This is a genomic window from Pseudoalteromonas sp. TAE56, from assembly GCF_000497955.1.
Taxonomy (GTDB): Bacteria; Pseudomonadota; Gammaproteobacteria; order Enterobacterales; family Alteromonadaceae; genus Pseudoalteromonas.
Window position 1 is genome coordinate 65,239 of the sequence record NZ_AUTN01000058.1, and the last position, 20,099, is coordinate 85,337.

A 20,099-nucleotide genomic window follows, 5' to 3' on the forward strand; every position below is an offset into this window, starting at 1 on the left:
TATGAGCTTTGCACAACTCTCCATAGAGAAAAAAGTAATCAGTTGGATGTTTACGCTGCTGCTATTAATTGGCGGTAGTGTGTCGTACTTTGATTTAGGGCAACTAGAAGACCCTGAGTTTACGCTTAAAAAAGCCATGGTTATTACCATGTACCCTGGCGCTTCGCCGCAGCAAGTTGAAGAAGAAGTTACTTTTCCGATTGAAAACGCGATTCAGCAACTCCCTTATGTTGATTACGTTACCTCCATTTCATCTAACGGTAAATCGCAAATTTCAGTAGAAATGAAAAGCAATTATCGTAAAGAGCAGCTTCGCCAAATTTGGGATGAAATGCGCCGTAAAATTAACGACCTTTCTCCGTCGTTACCCAGTGGTGTTTATCCTAGTACTATTTTGGATGACTTTGCCGATGTTTACGGTGTTATGTATTCGGTAACCGGCGATGGCTACTCGTATGACGAGCTTAAAGATTACGTCGATTTTTTAAAGCGTGAGCTGGTATTGGTTAAAGGCGTTAGTAAAGTAACCGTTGCGGGGCAACAACAAGCGCAAGTAATGGTTGAAGTTTCTACGCGTAAGCTTGCTCAATTAGGTATTGCGCCAAGCCATATATTCCAGTTATTGCAATCGCAAAACACCGTATCTAACGCAGGTAAAATTCGTGTGGGCGATGAGTCAATTCGCTTGCACCCTACTGGCGAATTTAAAGATGTAAAAGAGCTCGAAACCTTATTAATTTCAAAATCAGGGGCCAATGAGCTTATTTATTTAGGCGATGTAGCAAAGGTTTACAGAGAGTACGCAGAAGTACCAAATAACATTATTCGTTATAACTCTCAGCAAGCTTTACTTATTGGCGTGTCGTTTATGTCGGGTGTTAACGTGGTTGATGTGGGTAAAAACATAGACGAGCATTTAGCATCACTTGAATATCAACGCCCTCATGGTATTCACATAAATTCGGTATACAACCAACCACAAGAGGTCCAAAAATCGGTTGATGGTTTTATTATCAGCTTACTTGAAGCCATTGCGATTGTTATTGTTGTACTGCTGTTATTTATGGGCTTAAAAAGCGGCATTTTAATTGGTGGTATTTTACTGCTTACCGTACTGGGTACGTTTATATTTATGAAGTTGTTTGCTATCGACTTGCAACGTATATCGCTTGGAGCACTTATTATTGCTCTTGGTATGCTAGTTGATAACGCCATAGTCGTCACCGAAGGCATACTTATAAACCTTAAACGTGGCCAAACAAAACTAAAAGCGGCTGTTAATATTGTTGAACAAACAAAATGGCCCTTACTTGGTGCAACAGTAATTGCAGTAACTGCGTTTGCGCCAATTGGTTTAAGCTCTGATGCCAGTGGTGAATTTGCCGGTAGCTTGTTTTGGGTGTTGTTTATTTCGCTTTTATTAAGCTGGATAACGGCCATAACGTTAACGCCATTTTTTGCCAATTTAATGTTTAAAGAAAACGAATTTAAAAACGAAGAAGGCCAAGAAGATGAAGACCCGTACAAAGGTTTTATTTTTAATGGTTATAAAGCGATTTTAGATTTAGCGCTGCACTTTAGAAAAACCACGCTTATATTAATGGTTGTTTTGCTGTGTACTGCGGTTGTTGGTTTTGGCTCTGTAAAACAGTCGTTTTTCCCTGCCTCTAATACACCTATGTTTTATGTAGATTATTGGCAAGAGCAAGGCTCTGATATTCGCTCAACCCTTGAAGGCGTTAAAAAGCTTGAAGAGTTTTTGCAAAAAGAAGACCTTGTTGAAGAAGTGACAAGTACTACAGGCCAAGGTGCACCGCGCTTTATGCTTACCTACGCGCCTGAAAAATCATATCCCGCGTATGGGCAATTAATTATTCGTGTTGCCGACAGAGAAGCCGTAGCAACTGTAATGCAAACAGTGCGTGATTACTCAAGCAATCATGCACTCTCTGCACAGCTTAAAATTAAACCGATGGAAATTGGCCCTTCTACTGATGCAAAAATAGAAGCGCGCTTTTCAGGCCCTGATCCTGTTATTTTAAGACAACTAGCCGCTAAAGCCGAAGAGCTGATTGGTGAAGACGAAGGTGCATATAATATTCGTGATGACTGGCGCGCACGTACCAAAATGATTCGCCCGCAGTTTAACGAGCAAAAAGCACGTCGATTAGGTATTAGTAAATCAGACTTAGATAATGTGTTGCTAACGAGCTTATCGGGTAAACAAGTGGGCGTATATCGCGATGGTACACAGTTACTACCTATTATTGCTCGCTCTCCTGCTAACGAGCGCTTAAACGTAGAAAGCGTACACGACCTTCAAATATACAGCCCAGTTCTTGGTGTATTTATACCAGTGACTCAAGTTGTAGACGAATTTGATGTGCAGTGGGAAGACAGCCTAATAATGCGCCGCGATCGCAAACGAACTATTACAGTAATGGCCGATCACAATGTATTAGGGGACGAAACACCCGCTAAATTATTTGCACGTATTCGCGGCCCAATAGAGAACATGGAACTACCACGTGGTTACCAACTAGAATGGGGCGGTGAGTTTGAGTCATCAAGCAAAGCGCAAAAAGCAATATTTGGCTCATTACCACTGGGCTATTTAGCTATGTTTGCAGTAACCGTACTACTTTTCAACTCGCTTAAACAGCCGCTTGTAATTTGGGCAACTGTACCCTTGGCTATTATTGGTGTAAGCGCGGGCTTACTAGCGATGAATGCTCCGTTTAGCTTTATGGGGCTACTTGGTTTGTTAAGCTTAAGCGGTATGCTAATTAAAAACGGTATTGTATTAGTTGATCAAATAAACCTTGAATTAAGGGAAGGTAAATCGCCCTATGAAGCCGTGTTTGACTCTGGTGTGAGCCGTGTACGACCAGTTGCAATGGCAGCTATAACTACTATTTTGGGTATGATCCCGCTGTTATTTGACGTGTTCTTCCAGTCAATGGCGGTAACAATTATGTTTGGTTTGGGCTTTGCTACAATTTTGACTCTAATTGTAGTGCCGGTACTGTACACCGTGATATTTAGAATTGATTACGAGCCTCGTAAGTAGTTAAACATATAATTGGTTAACATTAAAAAATGCCACAGGTTCAAAATCCTGTGGCATTTTTATTTAATACTGATAAAAAAAGAAAGGCTACATATTTAGTTGTTAAGAAACTAACCGCAACACTTTTTATATTTTTTGCCACTACCACATACACAAGGTGCGTTACGCTCTGGTACTTTATCAAATACTTGTGGTGTGGATTTACTAAGCGCAAAGTCTAGTTCGCGAATATCTTCTGGTACGTCTGCTTTAACTTCAATTGAAGCAAACAGCGAATGCTCTTCTAGTATGGCTTCTATTTCTGATTGTCGTTCAGCTGAGTTTACAATTAGCGTTAACGGGTGTAACTCTGTGCCTACCTTTGCGGTACGATTTGGCGCAAATCCATTACTGTTATTTTTACCCATTATGTCGGGCTTACCCATAAAGAAAAATTTTGACATGTTACTTCTATAACCTTTCTACATTATTAAGACGGCGCATCTTAACAGCTTACCCAACATATAACTAAGGTGTACTTGCTAATGCACAATATAAATCAAGCTTTAGCGTATATACGCCTAATATAGCGACATAATGAGGACATTTAATGGATTTAGGCAAAATTTGAATTCGAAATATAGTAAAATTATACTAGCTAGACTCAGTGGCGTTTTAATATCTAACTCAATATTATGGAAAAGCCTTGGAAAACTTTAAAATTGCACTACTAATAGCGGGCAGCCTTTTTATACTTTTTGGTTATTTACGTTTTATAACTGACGATAATGGTAATGTAAACTTAAACAACTACCGATTTACAGGTGGTTTACTACTTGTGATTTCAGGCATGGTTGATGGTACACGCGATCTAGCTAAACGCCTGCGCTCTAAAAACGCATTATCTGCGATTGCAATTTATTTAGGTATACTCTTATTTTACATCGGTTTTAGCACTTAAGAGCTAATTGAGGCTTCATACAAAGCAACACTTTATAAGCGGATAACCTGTGACCTTTAAACAACTATTCAATAGCGCTCTGCTATTTTTAGCAACTGCTCCCCCACTTGCTTTACTTGCATGGGATGAACAAGCCGATCCCGCTTTTATCTCCAATGGTATGTATGACACTTTAACGTTTACGTTATTTCCTATAATGACGATAGTGCTGTCGGTAGTTTTATTTAGGCACTTATATAAAAAGTATAATAGTAACTTTGAATTTAAACATACGGTCAAAGATTATATTGATGTGCATGGGAAGTTCCGCAGCGCATTTATACCACTGTTTTTGCCTATTTTAATTTACTTATGGTTGTGGACGTCGGTATGTATTTCAGCAAAGTTACTTGCCAATAAGTACAGCGACAATATATGGCAGCAAGAATATCAATTACTTGAAGTAGGCACTTGCCCAACTGATTATGAATACAGTTGCTCAAAACTGACTGTGCTCGACTTAAAAAGCTACAGGAAACACAGTTTTAGATGGTATTTAGATAAGAGTAAGTTGGTGAGCTTGCAAAATAACAATATAAATTTAGTGGGCGTTAAAAGCCCACTGGGTAATATAGTACAAGAAATACAGTGGTAGTGATAAATACCAATCCGCAATAATACTTAATCAATTTGAGGGCTTAAACCTGACGCTAACTGTGTTAAAAATTTCTGATATAGAACAACTAAATAACGAAATTTTTGCCTTGTTATCGACACGGTTTTCTTACCTCAAAATAGCTCAATTAATTAAGCAGATTGGTATAATACCATCATTTAGCTGCACACTATTTTTTTAGGCTGAGAATACGGCCTGAGCTTGGTTTTGAGTCTGATTTAGCATTAGACGACTTGTTTTCTTTAATGCTTTTTGGCTTACCCACATACGTTGTAGAACGCTTTTGGTAAGGAGTATTAGTTCGCTCATTTTTGCGCTCTCCGTTAGCATTGCTACGCTCAGAGCTACGATTTGTATTTCGCTCATTACTACGCTCACTATTTCGATCACCATTATTAAAGCGTCGTGGGTTTTCGCCCTGAAAATCACGTTTTTTAGGTGCTAAAGGTGCATTATTTTCTGATTGCTTATTAGCATCAAGCGAGTGCTCTTGGGTTTTACCTGAGTCAGAAATCGAATCGTTTATTTGCGCCATTTCAATATCTGATAGATGACGCCACTGCCCTACTTTTAAACCTTTAAGTGTTACGTTCATTATGCGCGTACGCTTTAAGGTTACAACTTCGTAGCCTAAGTATTCACACATGCGGCGTATTTGACGGTTTAAGCCTTGGGTAAGTACTATTTTAAATTCTTTGGGACCGCTTTGCGTTACTTTACATTCTTTAGTGACGGTATCTAAAATAGGCACGCCATTCGCCATTTTTGTAACAAACTGACGATTAAGCGGTTTATCTACCGTAACAACGTATTCTTTTTCGTGATTATTGCCAGCACGCAAAATTTTATTAACGATGTCGCCTTCGTTGGTTAAAAATATAAGCCCTTCAGACGGTCTATCTAAGCGCCCTATTGGGAATATACGCGTTGGATAGTTAACTGCTCGTATAATATTACTTTGAATTTTACTTTCGGTAGTACACGTTATGCCAACGGGTTTATTGTAGGCAATGTAAACGCGCTTTGGCGTGGCTTTAAGAGGCTTACCATCAATTAATACAACATCGGTAGCGGCTACNCATTAACGCTGACACGACCTTGCTCAATATATTTATCGGCTTCGCGGCGTGAACAAAATCCTGTTTCACTAATAAATTTATTTAAACGTTTTAATTCGGTCATGGCACTTATAGCGTAGTAATTTTTAAGGCGAGTAGTGTAAACCACCCGCACTATTTTTTCGCCCCTAATTTACTATTTATAGGTGTTTAAGCATTAATTTTTGCTTTCGTTAATTTACGCCATACACATTCAAGCGGGCCTTGATTAAAATAGCGGCTGTATAAAAAGGTAAATATGAGCTGCAGCGCAACTAATGCCGATGCAACTAACCAATAGTCAATACGATCAAAACTGAGCACCCAATGCGTAAATAGCACTTTATATAACAATAATTGCACGAGAGTTTGGCTAATATATAAAGTAAATGCTAAGCGCCCTGCTTGTTGAATAAGTGTGCCAACGTTTGCGCTGTTACTGCAAAATTTAACAATTAGATGAATATACAGCGTAGCCATACCCAGGGCTGCAAACATATTTACAAACTCTTGCACCCCATACCCTAAGCTGCCATTAAGCTGTGATGCATAAAGCCTGATTCCACAAAAAACAAGGGTCATTACACCGCAAACTATTAATTGCTGAGTCGTTAAGCCTTTACTAAAAACGTCTTGTTTATATAAATAAATGCCAATGAGCATAAGGCCCACGCACATCCACATTGTCATTATTGGCACCATAACAAGCATCAATGTGTTCATAGCGAGGTTACTAATAAAGTAATCAATATAGTGTGGGTTATATAAATCTATAAACTGTGCTGAATCGCGGTAAATCACTTCATCGGGTACGCTAGATACTATAAGAAAAGTAGCTACCCCCGATAACAAAATAAACTCAAGTCCTCTTTTTAAAAGTACGCTGTTATCACTCTCTAGATATTTAATAACAAACCAGCCAGATACACCGTAAACAAATAAAATATCACCTGCCCAAAGTAAAAAACCATGTGCTAACCCAAAGAGGATTAACCAATAAAGTCTGCTTTTTAACTGCAATTCAGACTTATAACGTTGCCACTGAATGTAAAGCCCGGCACCAAAAAGCAAACTAAACAGCGTTCTAAAACGCCCGTCTACAAACACGCTGCTAAAGGTATGAATAATTGAGTCGCTAACAGGAGGATTAGTTAAGGAGGTATATCCGTATTCAAAAAGGCCGAAGGCGTAAGCATTCATGTAAACTAGGCCAAGCACGGCAACGCCGCGAATAAAGTCCATATTATAATTGCGCATTAAAGCTATTATCCGTTAAATATTGTTCTTATAACTGTCAGCCCAATCGACTGACTGCTGGTAAAGTGGAGGTAGTATAGCACTATCTATATTTAGCAGAAGTACGGCTTGCTCAAGTGCCCACCAGCTTCCTGTTTCGTATGCTTTAACAACATTTAAAATATAATACAGTGTGTTTTTGTCCCCTAATAATGCCGTTTTTATTTCATCAGGAAAAGGTAGCTTTTCAACAAGCAAGCTCATGGGTTGATCAAGGATTGCATCGAGCAACGAAAATAACCCAGTTAAAAATGCTTCGCCTGACTGGCTCTTATTAACCTTTTTTGCCAAAAGCTCACAAAAGCGAGCACGTACAACACACACTTGCATTAGCTCTGCAGGTTTTTTACCTGCGGTATGAGCAGTAACAATAAGGCTGACAAACTTTTTAAGGCGTTCATGCCCTAAATACACAAGCGCTTGCTTCAATGACGATATTTGGCTTTGTATAGGAAAAACGCCACTGTTAATTAAACGCAGCAATTTATATGCTAGTGCAGCATCAAGCTCAAATAGTCCAGATATAGTTTTTATATCTGGACTTGTTTTCATTATTTCGGCGTAAATAGCGACAACTAAACCATAGTTATAGTCAATGTCGTTTTGCTTTATCATGGTGGGTTTTGCAAAAAAATAGCCTTGAAAATAATCAAACCCCATATCAAAGGCTAGCTTATAGTCATCTTGTGTTTCTATTTTTTCGGCAAGTATTTTTATTTGTTTATGTGCTTGTAACTTTTTAATTATTGGTTGTATTTCACTAAGAGGTGTAATTGCAATATCAAATTTAATGAGCTTCACAAGCTTTAAAAAACGATCCCACTGTGGTTTATACACAAAGTCATCGAGTGCGAGCTTATAGTTACTGTGAAATAAACCTCGGCATAGTTCATAGTTGTCGTCGGTAGGTTCAATGCTTTCAAGCAACTCAATAACAACATCTTGGCATGGTAAAAAAGCACATAAATCGAGTTTTAATGATTCAGGCCCTATATTAATAAGTGCCTTTTTGCCTGATGTAATATGGCGTGTGCCTAAATTTAATTGATTTTCCATAATAAGCCTTGCTGTTGCTTGGCCTTCGGCAATATCTGGAAAATAATTTTTAGGACTATCACGAAAAAGTAGCTCATAGGCTACTACTTTTTTACTTCGATTGAATATTGCTTGCCTTGCAACAAATACAGACACATTACCTACTTCTTAGTTTTTATATAATACTAAGTAATTAAACCCTAAGCAGGCACAATTGTCACTAAACTTTGCAATACAGTAACGATTTACCGGTATAAGGTTGTTATATAATCAGCTGCCACTTGCGGCCACGAAAAACGCATTTGCTCTGCGCTCTGCTTTATTTTATGCCACTTTTTAGGATTCTGCTTTTTAATTAAGAGAGTTTCGTCTAAACAGCTAATTAAATTACTCGTTTGTGTTGCTAACGTGTCGCCATTAAAGCTAAAACCATTTTCATGATGTTTTACCGTATCTTTTAATCCGCCAACACTGTGTACTAAACAGGGTTGCCCGGCACGCATTGCTAGCATTTGGCTAATGCCACAGGGTTCAAACGAGCTTGGCATTAAAAATAAGTCACCTAGTTGATACATTAAATCGCCAACACCTTGACCATAACCCTTCAAAAATAAAAGATTAGAATTTCGCGCCATTGCTTTGGTAAATATGCTTTCGAGTTCTTTGTCACCCGAACCTAAAACAATGAGTCTGCCGTTATATTCATTAATAACTTGGCACACTTTATCAATAGCTAATACTCCATTAACCTGCTGGCACAATAACAACACTTTTTGATCTGTAAGTCGGCCAACGCTTGTGACTAATGGGCCATTATTAATCGTTGCTTTAAATTGCTTTAGTCGTTGGTGGGCAATATAGTAGCCGCTTTGTAACTGCTCGCTATTTGCCATCCAAGTAAATAAAGTGTTCTCGGCTTGGCTATAAAAATTGGCAAGAGTTACCCCTTCAAGTTCATTACTTGGATACTCACATCCGTTTAAAATACCGACAAGCTTACCTTGGCTTGCTGCATTTTGCAGATCTTGCTCAAGCCCTTCGCCACCAAAAAAACCATGCTCGTAATTACTAGGTTCAAGAACCTCTTGGCTGTAGGTTGGTGATACAACATGTATTTTATCGCACAGATTTATTGCACTGCGCATAGGGTTAAAGCAATGCGGATAACGCGGGTCACATAGTTGCTGGCCATTATAGCTAAGTGACGGAAACCATGCCTCTAAGCTTGAATCATCATGTTTAAAGGGTCTTATACCTTGCAGTGCAATATTATGCACTGTGTAGGCAATGGGTAAGGTATTAAGTGAGCTATAACGTGGCTCAAACTTAAGTAAAACTGCAACGCAGGCGCTGTGCCAATCATGTAAATGTAGCGCTGTAGGGCGCTTTAATACACCTTGTAATAATGCTTCGCAGACGGCTGCATTAAATAAAGCAAATTTTGTCGCATCAGTTGCAAAAGGTCTCCCCGGTGCATCGTTACAATATACACTGCCTGATTCACTAAATAGCGGGTGGCTGATAACAATTTGGCTTACATTATTTTGGGCTTGTTGTACTTTAAAAACTGTTAATACATGCGGTTGAGCATTAAATGCAACGGTTACTTCACCTATATAAATACGCTCAAGCGGCTCAAACCCGTAGTCAGGAATAACAACGTCAACCGTTATACCTTGCTTTGCGAGCGCCCTTGGGGCATCGCGTACTACATCTGCCACACCGCCTACTTTTGCGCCTGGTAACGCGTCATTTTCTGCTGCAACCATTAATACATGCATTAATTTACTACTTCCTTTAAACCTGTGTGGGCTTGCTCATAAATGAGCAAGCTTTGTTGTCGTGCTTAATATTTAACTTATTGTTACGCTAGCTTTTTATTCTCACGCGCTTGGCGCTCTAACTTTTTTGCAAGCTCAGTGAGCATATCACGAGTAACAAGAACGATGCCTTTCTTAGATACCCTAAAGCCGTTTTCTTCATCTGTTTTAGGGTCAAAGCCTATTTCAAGGCCTGCAGGTATTTCACAGCTTCTGTCTATTATCGCACGCTTAATTTTACAGCCTCGGTTTATAACTGCACCGGGTAAAATTACCGACTGCTCAATGGTACAAAATGAGCGAACATGCACATTAGAAAACAAGAGGGATTTTCTAACTGCGGAGCCCGAAATAATACACCCACCCGACACGGTTGAGTCCAAGGCCATACCGCGTCTATCATCGTCATCAAAAATAAACTTAGCAGGTGGTAGCTGCTCTTGATATGTCCATATTGGCCACGTTGGGTCGTATAAGTCGAGTTGTGGTTCTGGCATTACCAGTTCCATATTAGCCTCCCAGAACGAATCTAGTGTACCTACATCACGCCAATAAGGTTGCCCTTCTTGATTTGGATCTCTAAATGGGAACGCAAATACATTATGCTCTTCTATAATCGCGGGGATAATATCGTGACCAAAATCTCGGCCAGAACCTTCATTTTCAGAATCTTTTTTAAGTTGCTCAAACAAAAATTCAGTATTAAAAATGTAGTTTCCCATTGATGCTAAACATGTACCTGGCTTGCCAGGTACAGAACTCGGCATTGCTGGTTTTTCATCAAAACGGCACACTCTATTTTCTTCATCAACGGTCATTACACCAAATGTGTCTGCAGCTTCTTCAACAGGCACTTCAATACAACATACCGTCATATCAGCCCCTTTTTGCACATGTTCAGCCAATAAAGCGCCATAGTCCATGCGGTACACATGATCTCCTGATAAAATCATCACATATTTAGGGAGTTCGTGGCGAATAATATCTATGTTTTGAAAAACAGCATCGGCGGTGCCACAGTACCAATCATCACCTTGGCGCTGAGATGCAGGTAGTATTTCAACCGACTCACCCAGCTCTTTTTTAAAGTGGCCCCAAGCTCGGTTTACATGGCGAATTAATGAATGCGATTTATATTGTGTGGCAATACCAACGCGTCTCACACCCGAGTTAATGCAGTTTGATAGTGGAAAATCGATAATTCGATGTTTACCACCAAAATAAACTGCTGGCTTTGCTCGCCAATCGGTTAGCTCATGCAGGCGAGAACCGCGTCCGCCTGCCAGTATTAACGCGTAAGTTTCTCTGGTTAGGCTACTTATGTAGCGATTTGCATAATTGGGCATAATACTCTCTCCATTTAGTCTAGGCTGTTAGTGGCATGGCTTTTAGTTGTCGTTAAGTCTGTTTCACTAATATTGAGGGGTTCTAAATGCCAAATGTCTTCACTGTATTGGCTTATGGTTCTATCACTTGAAAACATTCCACTGGCTGCCGTATTTAAAATACTCATTTGTGTCCAGTAGGTTTGATCTGCGTAAGCTTTATCAACTTCTTTTTGAGCTGCTACATAACTTTCAAAATCGTGCGCAACAAGCCATGGATCGTGCGGGCTCTTAATTGCATTTGTTATATCGTCAAATAAGCATGGTTCAAACAAGTTAAAATGGCCGCTTTCGAGTAAGTGCATTACATTATTTAAATCGCTATTTTGTGCGATTAAGTGCTCAGGATTGTAACGCGATTTAATATCATCAATTTGATGCGCTTGTGCCCCAAACAAAAAGAAGTTGTCTGCACCAACGGCATCTCTAATTTCAATGTTTGCACCATCGAGCGTCCCTATCGTCAATGCACCATTCATCATAAACTTCATGTTACCAGTACCCGACGCTTCTTTGCCTGCAGTAGATACTTGCTCTGACAAATCGGTTGCAGGGCAAATAACCTCCATAGCGGTTACGTTGTAATTAGGTAAAAAGGCGACGCGTAAATACGGGGCTGCTAACGGATCTTTATTTATAACCTCTGCCACGTTATTAATAAGCTTAATAATTTTTTTAGCCATGTAATAACCCGGTGCTGCTTTACCACCTAATAAAACACAGCGAGGAACAAGCCCTTGGGTATCACCACGGCGAATACGGTCATATAAATGAATCACATGAAGTATGTTTAATAGCTGACGTTTGTATTCGTGAATACGCTTTACTTGTACGTCAAACATCATCGATACGTCAAAATCAACATCGCAGCGTGCTTTAACTAAATCAACTAAACGCTGTTTGTTTTCGCGTTTAGCATTTTGCCATTGCCCATGAAATGCTTTGTCATCGTAAAAACGACGTAGGTCGCTAATTGTTGAGAAGTTCTTAACCCAGTCATGACCAATTTTTTCGCTGATTAATTTACTTAAAACAGGATTACAATGTGCAAGCCAACGTCTTGGTGTAACACCATTTGTTTTGTTATTAAACTTATCAGGCCACAGCGCGTAAAACTCTTTAAATAGGCCCGCTTTTAACAGTTCGGTATGCAGTGCTGCTACGCCATTTACAGAGTAACTACCTACAATGGCTAAGTAAGCCATACGAATTTGCGGCTCATCGCCCTCTTCAATCAACGACAATGCACGCTGTTTATTAACATCACCCGGCCATTGCTGTGCAACTTGTGCTAAAAAGCGTGCGTTTATCTCGTAAACTATTTCTAAAATGCGTGGTAATAATTTTGAAAACAACGAAACAGACCACTTTTCAAGCGCTTCAGGAAGTAGCGTATGATTTGTGTAGGCCATCGTTTTGGTGGTGATTTGCCACGCATCGTTCCAATCAAGTTCGTAATCATCAATTAAAATACGCATCAGCTCTGCAACAGCAATACTTGGGTGCGTGTCGTTTAACTGAAAAACATGAAAGTCAGCAAAGTCGCTAAAGCTCTCGCCATGTTGGGAAACCCACTGATCAACTACGTCTTGAATACTCGCAGATGATAAAAAGTATTGTTGGCGCAATCTAAGCTCTTTACCATTTTCGCTGCTGTCGTTTGGATACAGCACCATGGTAATTTGTTCAGCTAGGTTTTTTTGTGCAACGGCTTCTGAGTAACTGCCTGCATTAAATTCGGTCAAATTAAATTCATCTGTCGCTTCTGATTTCCATAAGCGTAGCGTATTTACAATATTGTTTTTATAACCTGGGACAGGTACATCGTAAGGTACAGCTAATACATCTTGTGAACTCATCCATTGACGATGCTCTCGGCCAAATTTATCTGTGTAACTTTGCACATAACCGCCAAATTTCACACGTTTTGCATGCTCTGGCGCGCTTAGCTCCCATGGGTGCCCTTCGCGCAGCCAGTTATCTGGTTGCTCAATTTGGTTGCCATCTTTAATGGATTGGTTAAACATGCCGTATTCGTAACGAAGACCATAACCAATTACCGGTAACGCAAGACTTGCACAGCTATCTAAAAAACAAGCAGCTAGGCGGCCCAAACCACCGTTACCTAAGCCTGCGTCGTGCTCGGCATCTTCAAGCGTTTCTACTGTTGTGCAGTATTCTTGTAATGCAGCAGCAACTTGGTCGTCTAAATCTAGGTTTAGTATTGCATTACCCAGCGCACGTCCCATTAAAAATTCAAGAGAAAGGTAAGCCGTTTTGCGGCGTTTTTCTTGCTTAATTTGTTGATTCGTTTCTCTGCAGCGGGCAACAAGTCTGTCGCGAATAGTCAGCGCTAAAGCATGGTATAAATACAGTCTTGATTCGCCGACCTTATCGCGACCTAGGGTATAATAAAAATGCCGTGTTAAGTCATCTTTAAGCGTACTTTCATCTATAACAGGACCTTCTTGCCAGCCCTTTACTACACACACTTGTTCACTTTGTTTAGCCATGACTTACATCCTCTAAATTAGCACTAAAAACCCAACTACTTTGTGCTGAAATTTCAACCATCGCATCTTCATTACTACTCACAGATGCATTATTTACACTTGATAAAACCATTTGCCACGGCGCATTAATAGGCGAAGGCGGCATTTGGCAAAAAACTGTTTTTTTACTGGCATTAAATACCATCAGTAATGCATGATTGTTTTGCTTATCAAGTAAGCTATACATTAAAAACTGTCTGGTATCTTCATGCCAATGAGCGTCGGTCATGGTTTTACCTTGTTCGGTAAACCACTTAACGGTAAAACGCTCGTCTATATCATCTAAAAATACACTGTGTTTGAACGCACTGTGCGCGCGTCTAATTTTTAAAGCATCATCAATAAATCGTGTTAGCGAATGATTAAGTTGAGAATCTTTCCAGGCAAGCCAGCTAGTGCGATTATTTTGGCAATAAGCATTGTTATTACCCCCTTGAGAGTGCGCCATTTCGCTGCCAGCGGCAATCATGGGTACACCTTTTGAGAGTATCAAAGTAAGTAAAAAGTTCTTTTGTTGCTGCAAACGCAGTGCGTTTATTTTTGAGTCACTAGTAAAGCCTTCTACTCCACAGTTGAACGAATGATTTGCGCTGTGTCCATCTCTGCTTTGCTCACCATTAGCTTCGTTATGCTTTTCCTCATAACTCACTAAATCGGCAAGCGTGAAACCATCATGACTCGTTATAAAGTTAATGCTATTAAGTGGTCCACGTTGGCTGTGCTCAAAAATATCAAACGATCCATGCAAACGTTTTGCAACGTTGGCAATAATGCCCGTTTCACTTTGCCAAAAACGTCTAATTACATCGCGATATTGATCGTTCCATTCTCGCCATGGCGGCGGAAATGCACCCAACTGATAGCCACCAGGACCTATATCCCAAGGCTCACTTATTAACTTAACCTTATTAAGCACAGGGTCTTGAGCTACCACTTGTAAAAAAGTATGTGCAGAGCTAAAGCCTGCTTTTGAGCGCCCTAAAATCGTCGCTAAATCAAACCTAAAACCATCAACCCCCATTACCTCAACCCAATAACGAAGGCTATCAAGAACAAGTTGTAGTGTTTTAGGGTGATCAATATTTATTGTATTTCCACAGCCGGTATCGTTTATATATACATTAGGCTGACCCTCTACTGTGCGGTAATACGCTAAGTTATCAAAGCCTCTTAGCGATAATATTGGGCCATCGGCCCCTGCCTCTGCTGTATGGTTATAAACAACGTCTAAAATAACTTCTATGTCGGCAGCATGAAGCTCGCGCACCATTTGCTTAAACTCGTTTATATCGTCGTTCACCAAATAGTCTTTATGGGGGGTAAAAAAGTTAAGCGTGTTATAACCCCAATAGTTTTGCAGCCCTTTTCCTGTTAAAAATTGCTCACTAATAAAAGAATGAACAGGTAAAAGCTCAACTGCTGTAACGCCAAAGCTTTGTAAGTGCTCAATAAAGCTTGGGTGGCTTAATCCTAAAAACTTCCCTTGTAGAGATTTAGGTATTTTAGGATGACGACACGTTGTTCCCTTAACATGGCACTCGTAAATAACCGTGTTTGACCAAAGGTGGTTTGGCTTTTTATGCGCGTACAACGTAGGAGCAGCTACTTTTGATTTAGGTATATCAATCGCATTATTTACGGTGCTTTTAGTACCAATTGGCATTTGCCCATAATGGCGTTCACTCCATGTGAACTCACCAAACAAGTCCTTTGCATATGGATCTATAAGTAGCTTATTTTCGTTAAACAGTTGGCCATTTTTAGGGTTATATTCACCCTCGACTCTAAAACCATAAAGTGCGCCGGCGTTTAATGGCGAAATATGAATACTCCAAATGCCACCTTCGTTAATATTCATCGCCATTTTTAGGATTTCTGAATGGCCACTTTTATCAAACAAACACACATAAGCTTGGCTTGCACCTGGCGCATAAAGCGAGAAGTTAACTCCATTATTGATAACACAAGAGCCTAGCGGTTCTACATTACCGGGGGCTACATCAAATCGGTTACTCATCATCAACCTTTTGTAAGTAAATAGTTGTTAAGCCACCAATGGCAATTGAAATACTGTGTTTAAAGCCATGATTTGATTCATTTTTAGCGTGAACTATCTGCGATGAATCTTTAATTACCTCAACGCCAGAGCCAAAAAACTGAGTATTGTCTGTATTTAAGATAACCTTGTAACGCCCTTTACTCGGTACGCCAATAATATAGTTTTCATATGACGCGGGGGTAAAATTAGCAATAACAACCACAAAGTCTTTTGCGTTTTTAGCATAGCGGACAAAACTTAAAATACTCTGCTGATTATTATTGTTATCTATCCAGGTAAAGCCAGCCGCACTCGAATCTAACTCATACAACGCGGGTTGGTTTTTATAAACGGTATTTAGCGCTTTTACGGTTTGCTTTATACCGTTATGACTTTGGTGTTCAAGTAAATGCCAATCGATAGAATGATCGTGCCCCCACTCTTTTCTCTGAGCAATTTCACCGCCCATAAACAAGAGTTTTTTACCCGGGTGTGCCCACATAAATGCGTAGTAAGCGCGTAAATTTGCAAATTTCTGCCAATCATCGCCTGGCATTTTTTCAATTAACGAGCCTTTACCGTGTACTACTTCATCGTGGCTTAATGGCAATATATAGTTTTCGCTAAAAGCGTATACCATCGAAAAAGTCATTTCGTGATGATGATGCTGACGATAAAGAGGGTCGTGCTGCATGTAATGCAAACTATCGTTCATCCAACCCATATTCCACTTATAGCCAAAGCCTAAACCGTTGTGCTCAACACTTTGGGTGACACCCGGCCACGCTGTTGACTCCTCTGCCACCATCATAATGCCTGGGTTGTTTTTATAACTGCGCATATTGACTTGCTTTAGACACTCAATTGCACCTAAGTTTTCGCGCCCGCCATAACAATTAGCAACCCACTCGCCTTCTTTTCGGCTGTAATCTAAATATAACATAGAGGCTACGGCATCTACACGCAGACCATCTAATCCAAATTGATGTAACCAATACATAGCATTTGAAATCAAAAAGCTTTTAACTTCAGGGCGGTCGTAGTTATAAATGTAGGTATTCCAATCAGGATGAAAACCTTGGCGCTTATCGGCATGCTCATATAAATGAGTGCCATCAAATCGGTGCAAACCATGCGGATCACTAGGAAAATGCCCTGGTACCCAATCAAGTAAAATACCCAAATTCGCTTTATGGCACTGCTCTACAAAGTATTTAAAGCTGTTGTAGTCGCCAAAACGGCTAGTAGGAGCAAATAAACCAACAGGCTGATACCCCCACGAACCATCAAACGGGTATTCACTTATTGGCATAAGTTGTAAGTGAGTAAAATTCATTTCAAGGGCGTAGCTAACGAGTTTGTCAGCAAGCTCTGTGTAACTTAAATAACGGTTGTTTTCAGCGCGTTGCCATGAGCCTAAATGCACTTCATAAATACTAATTGGCGCATCAATATGATTGCGTTTTTGCCTGTTTTGAAGTGCCTTTTCGCCAAGCTTTATAGGTTCCGGTTTATACTGCAGAACACTTGCAGTACCCGGTGCTTGTTGCATTTTAAAGGCATAGGGGTCGGCTTTTTCGAGTACTTCTCCACTTTGCGCGGTAATTGCAAATTTGTAGCACATGTCGGCTTTAAGACCCGGTACAAATAACTCCCATACACCACTTGCAGGATGAAAACGCATAAAGTGGCGATTAGCTTGCCAAAAATTAAACTCACCAATAATAGAAACACTTGCTGCATTGGGTGCCCATACACAAAAGCGCACACCCTCTACGTTTTGTTGAGTACTAAAATGTGCACCAAAATGAGAGTAAGCATGTTCAAGGCTGCCTTCGTTAAATAAATACATAGCCTCTGCATCAAGTGTGCTTTCAAAACTATATTCATCATAAAAGGTAATGCTGCTATTTGTGTACTTAGCAATGCATTGATAAGGCGCGGTGGGTAGAGCATCAACTTTAGCTATAAATAAGTCACTTTGTTGGTAGCGCTGCGCCTCAATGCTTTTATTATTTAATGTAACACTTACGTTTATTGCACAAGGTAAGTAAAGACGGATTTCAACTTCGGCATCTGTTTTATGTGCCCCTAAAAAGCTAAATGGGTCTTTAAATCGTCCTGTATTTAATGCATGTACTTGTGCATCATAGCTATTTTCTTCTACTGAGCTGTCCTGTGCTGACGATTTTTTATTAATTGTACTGCTCATTTAACTTTTCCTTATTGAATCGATAGCAGCTAAAAGTGAGCCATTTTTAGTAAATATTTCTTCACTGGTATGCGTTAATACACGTCGCCAATTAGGATATTCTTTATCTGTCCCGGGGATATTAACCGGGTATTTCTGCTCATCTAAATCGTCTATTTGAATTGCAAATAGACGCGATTGAGAACCTGCCAAACACAATGCTAGTGCGTTATATACTTCGACTGAATTACTATCTAATAAAAGCTCGGTCGTATTGGTATGGCGATTAATAAATCGTAGTATCCTATGCTGCTCTTCTATTCGTTGTTGCTTTAATTGCTCGTATTCACTGCAAGTTATAAGCTTGTATTGTTGCTTAATATTTAAATCAGCATGCTGCCACCAACCTGTAAAAGGCGGTACATCATGATTGGCTATCATTAACAAACACTGTGCTGCTAGCTCATCTGTCGCTAAAAACTCTCCACTGTGTTGTTTTTCAAAATAAAATAAGCTGTTAGAAAATATACCGCTTGAAGCTAGAGCCTGCCTTACCTCTGGCGGCACAACGCCTAAATCTTCTCCAATAACAATACTCTGATTAATATGTGATTCAATTTTTAAAATGGCGAGTAAGTGCTCAAACGGGTAGTAAACATAACAGCCACCTTGTTCGCCATTATTTTCAAAGCACCACCATAAGCGCCTAATAGCCATTACGTGGTCAATTCTAAGTCCACCTACATTTTGCATATTTGCGCGAATGAGCGAGCGATAATATTGGTAGTGATTATTACTAAGACTTCGAGGATTTAGTGCTGGAAGCCCCCAATTTTGGCCAGCTTCGGCCCATGGATCAGGTGGAGCACCTACACTTGCACCTTGGCTAAACAGTGGCTTTTGATTTTTAAATTCAGCCCCATCACCCGCACAGCCAACGGCTAAGTCGTTAATTAAGCCAATTGCCATACCTAGCTCTGCACAACTTTTTTGACACAATGCCAATTGCATATGCGCTTGCCACTGCAAGTAATAATCAAATGTTACGTTATCTGATTCGAGGGTCTTTAACGTAGTTGAATGAGTATCACAAAAATCTGTAAATGCACGGCGACGCTCATCACTTGCCGTTAATTCAAACTGATTATAAAGCGCCTCAAATAACGCATACTTTATACGGCTTACATTTTCATAATCTATAAATTGATCATTACTTTTTATAAGTGTGATTACATCGTCTCGTTGCATGAGGTCATGTAAAACTGCGTTATTTTGTGCGTCTTCGCTTAATACTATAGAAATATAAAGAGGGTTTAATAAAGCCCGGCTATTAGGGCTATAAGGGCTGGCTCGCTCTGCCATATCAGCAAATAACAAATGCAGTGGATTAAGTAATATGTAATCCATATTTTGCGAGCTGCATAATTTTGTAAGCGTTAGTAAATCGTCAAAGTCGCCAATACCTAAATGAGCTTTATTTTTTAATGTGTAAAGCTGAATAGATAACCCAGTGCGCTTTTTGTCTTCAACTTGGTAAACTTGCTCAGGCACATACCAAAGTTGCGTAATTGCATGCTGTTCACCTACTTGAACCTGTGCTTCATGGTAACCTATTGGCATCGTTTCTAAAGGCAGTGCAAGCTCAATATAGCGAACGCCATGTAAATAATATTCACCTGTAATCGCCAAATTATAAAGGTTCTCAAGAACTATATTCATCCCAAGAGAAGGAACATTAATATTAGCGGCTAAATACTGCTGACGTTCATCTATACGAAGCTTTAAAACACATGTTTTTTGCTCAACTAAGCTCACACTGGGTACTAAATCCAGCCAAAGCGATGCATCTAAATCATAAGTTAGTTGAGTTATTTCAGCTTCGTTATTTGTATCAACACCACAACATTGCAAAGCACGTTTACGCGTGTCTTCACTAAAAAACACTTGTTCACCTGTATACTTAGTGAATTCAAAGCCAATACCATGCAGATAAAACAACTGCGAAAGAGCATCCATTGAA

12 protein-coding genes and 1 pseudogene are annotated in these 20,099 nt (G+C 39.8%); 3 read left to right on the forward strand and 10 right to left on the reverse strand.

Features of this window, described 5'->3' with window-relative positions; genetic code table 11:
* Window position 1 precedes the first annotated feature (1 nt).
* The gene (locus tag L656_RS0102830) at window positions 2–3,070 is read left to right on the forward strand and encodes an efflux RND transporter permease subunit (RefSeq protein ID WP_024598128.1); all 3,069 of its coding nucleotides are present in this window, start codon (window positions 2–4) and stop codon (window positions 3,068–3,070) included.
* Window positions 3,071–3,180: 110 nt separating this feature from the next.
* On the opposite strand, the gene L656_RS0102835 is transcribed toward L656_RS0102830, so the two are convergent.
* Window positions 3,181–3,513, reverse strand: coding sequence for a PBPRA1643 family SWIM/SEC-C metal-binding motif protein (locus L656_RS0102835; RefSeq protein WP_010552992.1), 333 nt, complete (start codon window positions 3,511–3,513; stop codon window positions 3,181–3,183).
* 242 nt (window positions 3,514–3,755) lie between these two features.
* Between L656_RS0102835 and L656_RS0102840 the strand changes: the two genes are divergently transcribed.
* Together L656_RS0102840 and L656_RS0102845 are read left to right on the forward strand one after the other, a co-directional pair.
* The gene (locus L656_RS0102840; RefSeq protein ID WP_024598129.1) at window positions 3,756–4,010 is read left to right on the forward strand and encodes a hypothetical protein; all 255 of its coding nucleotides are present in this window, start codon (window positions 3,756–3,758) and stop codon (window positions 4,008–4,010) included.
* 49 nt (window positions 4,011–4,059) lie between these two features.
* Complete coding sequence (locus L656_RS0102845) at window positions 4,060–4,644, forward strand: hypothetical protein (protein WP_024598130.1); 585 nt, start codon at window positions 4,060–4,062, stop codon at window positions 4,642–4,644.
* 190 nt (window positions 4,645–4,834) lie between these two features.
* Here the strand turns inward: L656_RS0102845 and rluF are convergent.
* From rluF to malQ, 9 genes and pseudogenes are all read right to left on the reverse strand, one after another.
* A pseudogene (gene rluF, locus L656_RS01000000121845) lies at window positions 4,835–5,847 on the reverse strand (23S rRNA pseudouridine(2604) synthase RluF).
* Between the two features lie 86 nt (window positions 5,848–5,933).
* Entirely contained in the window at window positions 5,934–7,004 is a 1,071-nt protein-coding gene (locus L656_RS0102855; RefSeq protein WP_024598131.1) for a DUF418 domain-containing protein, read from the reverse strand.
* Window positions 7,005–7,034: 30 nt separating this feature from the next.
* Window positions 7,035–8,249: an EAL and HDOD domain-containing protein gene (locus L656_RS0102860; protein WP_024598132.1), complete on the reverse strand. Its 1,215-nt coding sequence runs from the start codon at window positions 8,247–8,249 to the stop codon at window positions 7,035–7,037.
* 89 nt (window positions 8,250–8,338) lie between these two features.
* Entirely contained in the window at window positions 8,339–9,874 is a 1,536-nt protein-coding gene (locus L656_RS0102865) for a glycogen synthase (RefSeq protein WP_024598133.1), read from the reverse strand.
* 83 nt (window positions 9,875–9,957) lie between these two features.
* Window positions 9,958–11,259, reverse strand: a complete 1,302-nt coding sequence (gene glgC, locus L656_RS0102870) for a glucose-1-phosphate adenylyltransferase (protein WP_024598134.1) — start codon at window positions 11,257–11,259, stop codon at window positions 9,958–9,960.
* 14 nt (window positions 11,260–11,273) lie between these two features.
* On the reverse strand, window positions 11,274–13,811 hold the full coding sequence (locus tag L656_RS0102875) for a glycogen/starch/alpha-glucan phosphorylase (RefSeq protein ID WP_024598135.1): 2,538 nt from the start codon (window positions 13,809–13,811) through the stop codon (window positions 11,274–11,276).
* On the reverse strand, window positions 13,804–15,867 hold the full coding sequence (gene glgX / locus L656_RS0102880) for a glycogen debranching protein GlgX (RefSeq protein WP_024598136.1): 2,064 nt from the start codon (window positions 15,865–15,867) through the stop codon (window positions 13,804–13,806). The genes L656_RS0102875 and glgX overlap by 8 nt, the downstream gene beginning before the upstream one ends.
* Window positions 15,860–18,100, reverse strand: a complete 2,241-nt coding sequence (gene glgB / locus L656_RS0102885; RefSeq protein ID WP_024598137.1) for a 1,4-alpha-glucan branching protein GlgB — start codon at window positions 18,098–18,100, stop codon at window positions 15,860–15,862. Before glgB ends, glgX begins: the two co-directional genes overlap by 8 nt.
* Window positions 18,101–20,095 carry a 4-alpha-glucanotransferase gene (gene malQ, locus L656_RS0102890; RefSeq protein WP_024598138.1) on the reverse strand — a complete coding sequence of 665 codons (1,995 nt, stop codon included), beginning with the start codon at window positions 20,093–20,095 and terminating at the stop codon, window positions 18,101–18,103.
* Window positions 20,096–20,099 lie beyond the last annotated feature (4 nt).

Bases quoted from the DNA above. Each gene is read 5' to 3' on its own strand.
- malQ (WP_024598138.1), bottom strand. From the start codon at position 20,095: ATGGATGCTCTTTCGCAGTTGTTTTATCTGCATGGTATTGGCTTTGAA.
- glgC (WP_024598134.1), bottom strand. From the start codon at position 11,259: ATGCCCAATTATGCAAATCGCTACATAAGTAGCCTAACCAGAGAAACT.
- L656_RS0102835 (WP_010552992.1), bottom strand. From the start codon at position 3,513: ATGTCAAAATTTTTCTTTATGGGTAAGCCCGACATAATGGGTAAAAAT.
- glgX (WP_024598136.1), bottom strand. From the start codon at position 15,867: ATGAGTAACCGATTTGATGTAGCCCCCGGTAATGTAGAACCGCTAGGC.
- L656_RS0102865 (WP_024598133.1), bottom strand. From the start codon at position 9,874: ATGCATGTATTAATGGTTGCAGCAGAAAATGACGCGTTACCAGGCGCA.
- L656_RS0102855 (WP_024598131.1), bottom strand. From the start codon at position 7,004: ATGGACTTTATTCGCGGCGTTGCCGTGCTTGGCCTAGTTTACATGAAT.
- L656_RS0102830 (WP_024598128.1), top strand. From the start codon at position 2: ATGAGCTTTGCACAACTCTCCATAGAGAAAAAAGTAATCAGTTGGATG.
- glgB (WP_024598137.1), bottom strand. From the start codon at position 18,100: ATGAGCAGTACAATTAATAAAAAATCGTCAGCACAGGACAGCTCAGTA.
- L656_RS0102875 (WP_024598135.1), bottom strand. From the start codon at position 13,811: ATGGCTAAACAAAGTGAACAAGTGTGTGTAGTAAAGGGCTGGCAAGAA.